The organism is Moorena sp. SIO2C4 (genome assembly GCF_010672485.1).
GTDB classification, from domain to species: domain Bacteria; phylum Cyanobacteriota; class Cyanobacteriia; order Cyanobacteriales; family Coleofasciculaceae; genus Moorena; species Moorena producens.
Map to the genome: position 1 here is coordinate 1 of NZ_JAAHGN010000790.1, position 3,637 is coordinate 3,637.

2 protein-coding genes and 1 pseudogene are annotated in these 3,637 nt (G+C 44.4%); all 3 read left to right on the forward strand.

Annotated elements, in window-relative coordinates:
- Positions 1–1,440: pseudogene (locus tag F6K20_RS29085) on the forward strand (ferredoxin--nitrite reductase); the annotation flags it as partial.
- Positions 1,441–1,500: 60 nt separating this feature from the next.
- On the forward strand, positions 1,501–2,625 hold the full coding sequence (locus F6K20_RS29090; protein WP_271969936.1) for an RNA-guided endonuclease InsQ/TnpB family protein: 1,125 nt from the start codon (positions 1,501–1,503) through the stop codon (positions 2,623–2,625).
- 39 nt (positions 2,626–2,664) lie between these two features.
- On the forward strand, positions 2,665–3,637 hold a 973-nt coding region (locus tag F6K20_RS29095), incomplete at its 3' end, for an ABC transporter substrate-binding protein (protein ID WP_287297004.1).

The following is a 3,637-nucleotide window of genomic DNA, read 5'->3' on the forward strand; positions in this document are numbered from 1 at the left end:
GTTTGCTAGAATTGGCTGGGAAGCAATAGATCCAGATGACCTACAGCATCGGCTGAAGTGGTGGGTGTCTTTTATCGACCTGTCACTCCAGGCAAGTTCATGCTACGGATGCGGACACCCAACGGGATTGTCAACAGCACTCAGATGCAGGTGCTAGCTGAGATAGTGCAGCGCTATGGAGAAGATGGTAGCGCTGATATCACAACCCGCCAAAACATCCAGTTGCGAGGTATCCGCATTGAAGATATGCCTGATATTTTCCGCAGGTTCGAGCAAGTTGGCTTAACTAGCGTCCAATCCGGTATGGACAATGTCCGCAATATTACTGGTTCTCCCATGGCGGGGATAGATCGCGATGAATTAATTGACACTCGGGATCTTGTCCAAAAGGTACAGGACATGATCACTAATAACAGCCAAGGAAATTACGAGTTTACTAACTTGCCCCGTAAATTCAATATTGCCATTGAAGGGGGTCGGGATAACTCAGTCCATGCTGAAATTAATGATATTGCCTTCGTGCCTGCCTACAAAGATGGACAACTAGGCTTGAATGTACTCGTAGGTGGCTTTTTCTCGGCCAAGCGTTGTGAAGCTGCTGTTCCCCTCAATGCTTGGGTACTGCCTAATGATGATGTGGTTGACTTGTGTCGTGCTATACTAGAGGTTTATCGCGACGAAGGCTCGCGGGCGAATCGGCAAAAATCCCGGATGATGTGGTTGATTGATGAGTGGGGGATTGAGAAGTTCCGCGAGGAAGTCAGTAAGCAGTTTGGTAGAGAACTTGCTACGGCTGCTCCTCACGATGAAATAGATTGGGAAAAGCGAGACCATATCGGTGTCTTTGCCCAAAAGCAACCAGGTCTGAATTATGTGGGTTTACACGTCCCGGTTGGTAGGCTTTATGCTCAGCAGATGTTTGATCTGGCACGGATGGCTGAGGCTTATGGCAGTGGCGAAATCCGCCTAACGGTTGAGCAGAATGTGATTATTCCGAATATTCCGGATGCTAATCTCGACGCTTTCTTAGCTGAACCCCTCTTGCAGAAATTTACCCTTGAGCCCAAACCCCTAGAACGGCTTCTAGTATCTTGCACAGGAGCCCAGTTCTGCAATTTTGCTCTGATAGAAACCAAAAATCGTGCCTTGGCAATAGTTCGGGAACTCGAAGAAAAGTTAGATATACCAAACCCCGTACGGATTCATTGGACAGGTTGTCCCAACTCTTGTGGTCAACCCCAAGTAGCTGATATTGGTTTGATGGGAACTAAGGTGCGTAAAGACGGTAAGTCTGTTGAAGGAGTCAATATTTACATGGGTGGCAAAGTTGGGAAAGATGCTAAACTGGGCGAGTGTGTGCTAAAAAGTGTGGCTTGTGATGACTTACCAGAGGTCTTGGGCAATATACTGATCGAGAATTTTGGAGCAAAATCCCACTAGGTTAGTTCTGAGTCGGAGTTGCTAATAGTGAATAGAAAACCTTAGCAAAGGTGATCAAGCATGTATAAAGCGCTCAAGACTAAACTAAAACTCAATAACTATCAAAAAACCTTGATGGCACAACATGCTGGGTACTCTCGATGGGTATACAACTGGGGCTTGGCAATATGGCAGGAAGCCTCTCAACAAGGATTGAAACCCTCAGTGAGTACAATCAGAAAATTGTTTACCCACCACGTTAAACCTAACTACCCTTGGATGAGTCAACTATCATCCAAAGTGTACCAGTACGCCTTAATTAACTTAGGCTCAGCTTACAAATGCTTTTTCCAAGGACTAGGGAAATATCCCAGATTCAAAAAAAAGGGTAGACACGATAGCTTCACCATAGATAATTCGGGAAAACCGATAAAATTTTCAGGATGCAAGCACAAACTACCCAAGTTGGGATGGGTAAGAACTTATGAACCATTGCCAGATTTAGAAACAAAAAAAATCACTATATCTCGTCAAGCTGACGGCTGGTATCTGAGCTTTCATTATCAGTATCAACCACAACCAACACATAAACAAATCGATGTGGTTGGGGTAGATGTGGGAATAAAAGAATTAGCCACCCTTAGTACAGGGAAGGTTTTCACTGGTTCATTACCCTACCGCCAAGCTAAAAAGCGACTAGCTAGATTACACCGTGATTTGTCGAGAAAGACAAAAGGTTCCAAGAACTGGCACAAGTCAGTAAACCGATTAGCATTACAGCATCAAAGAGTTGCCAACATTCGCAAAGACACATTGGAAAAACTCACAACTTACTTAGCCAAAAACCACGGCACGGTGGTAATTGAGGATTTAAATGTATCGGGAATGATGGCTAATCATAAGCTGGCTAGTTCGATCGCTGACCAAGGATTCTATGAATTCAAAAGACAACTTGAGTATAAGTGTCAGTGGTATGGTGCCAAATTGGTAAAGGTGGATAGGTTCTATCCATCATCTCAGCTTTGTTCAAGTTGCGGGCATCGTCAGAAGATGCCGTTGGCAATCAGGACGTATAACTGTAGTGAATGTGGTCTAATCCTGGACAGGGATTTGAACGCAGCGATAAATCTGAAAAACGCCGTGGGCTCTACGGTGTCTGCCTGTGGACGGGGTGCTGCCGACAGTCCCGAAAGAAGCAGGAAATAAACAGCATTAACTAGCATTAGCTAGGTTTGTATCAGTTTTATGGAGCAGCAGCGCCGCAAGTTTCTCAAATACATCGGGTATGCCACAGTAGGATGTGGTTTTAGTGCCTGTAGCTCAAATAATCTATTCGATTTCCCAAAACGCGATCGCTCCTCTGAGCCAACTCAAGGACCTCCAGCTAACTTTGGTAAGTTAGAGAAAACTAACCTCACCATTGGCTTTGTTCCTGTAACTGACTGTGCTCCTTTAATCATTGCCAAAGAAAAGGGTTTTTTTCAGCGTTATGGTCTGAATGTGGGTCTTAAAAAATATCCTGACTGGTCAGCGGTTCACAAAGACTTACTATCATGGGGTATAGATGCCTGCGTTGCCTTGTTTGGATTGCCAATACTAACCAATTTTGGTTCACCCAAGGCACCAGTGATATCTCTAATGATGCTCAATCGCAATGGTGCTGGGATCACCTTTTCCAAAAAAGCTTGGCAAGGTGCTATTCGTGCTTCAACGGAGTACTATAATTTCCAAGATTTTGCCTACTCCTACAGGAAATACATTAAAAAATTAGCCGAGCCCCTCAAGCTAGGGATAGACTTGACCAACTCCATGGCAAACTATACCCTTCTCTACTGGCTATCAGCTATAGAGATTAATCCCGATAAACAGATTAAGTTAATCGAGTTTCCACCATCTCAAATGGTATACAAACTCCAAGCTGGGATAGTAGATGGCTACTGTTTAGATGAGCCCTGGAACCAAAGAGCAGTTGTAGACCAGTCTGGATTTACGGTTTATGTCAATCGGGATATTTGGAAAGGTCATCCAGGAAAAATACTCGCAACCATGGGACCTTGGGCAGAAAAACATCCCACAACCGCCCGAGCCTTGGTAGCGGCTGTTTTGGAAGCTTGTCAGTATTGTGACCAACTAGAAAATCGCCAGTCAATTGCTCAGATTATATCTAGGAGCAAATACATCGACACTAAGGTAAATTATATAGAAGGTTCTTTACTGA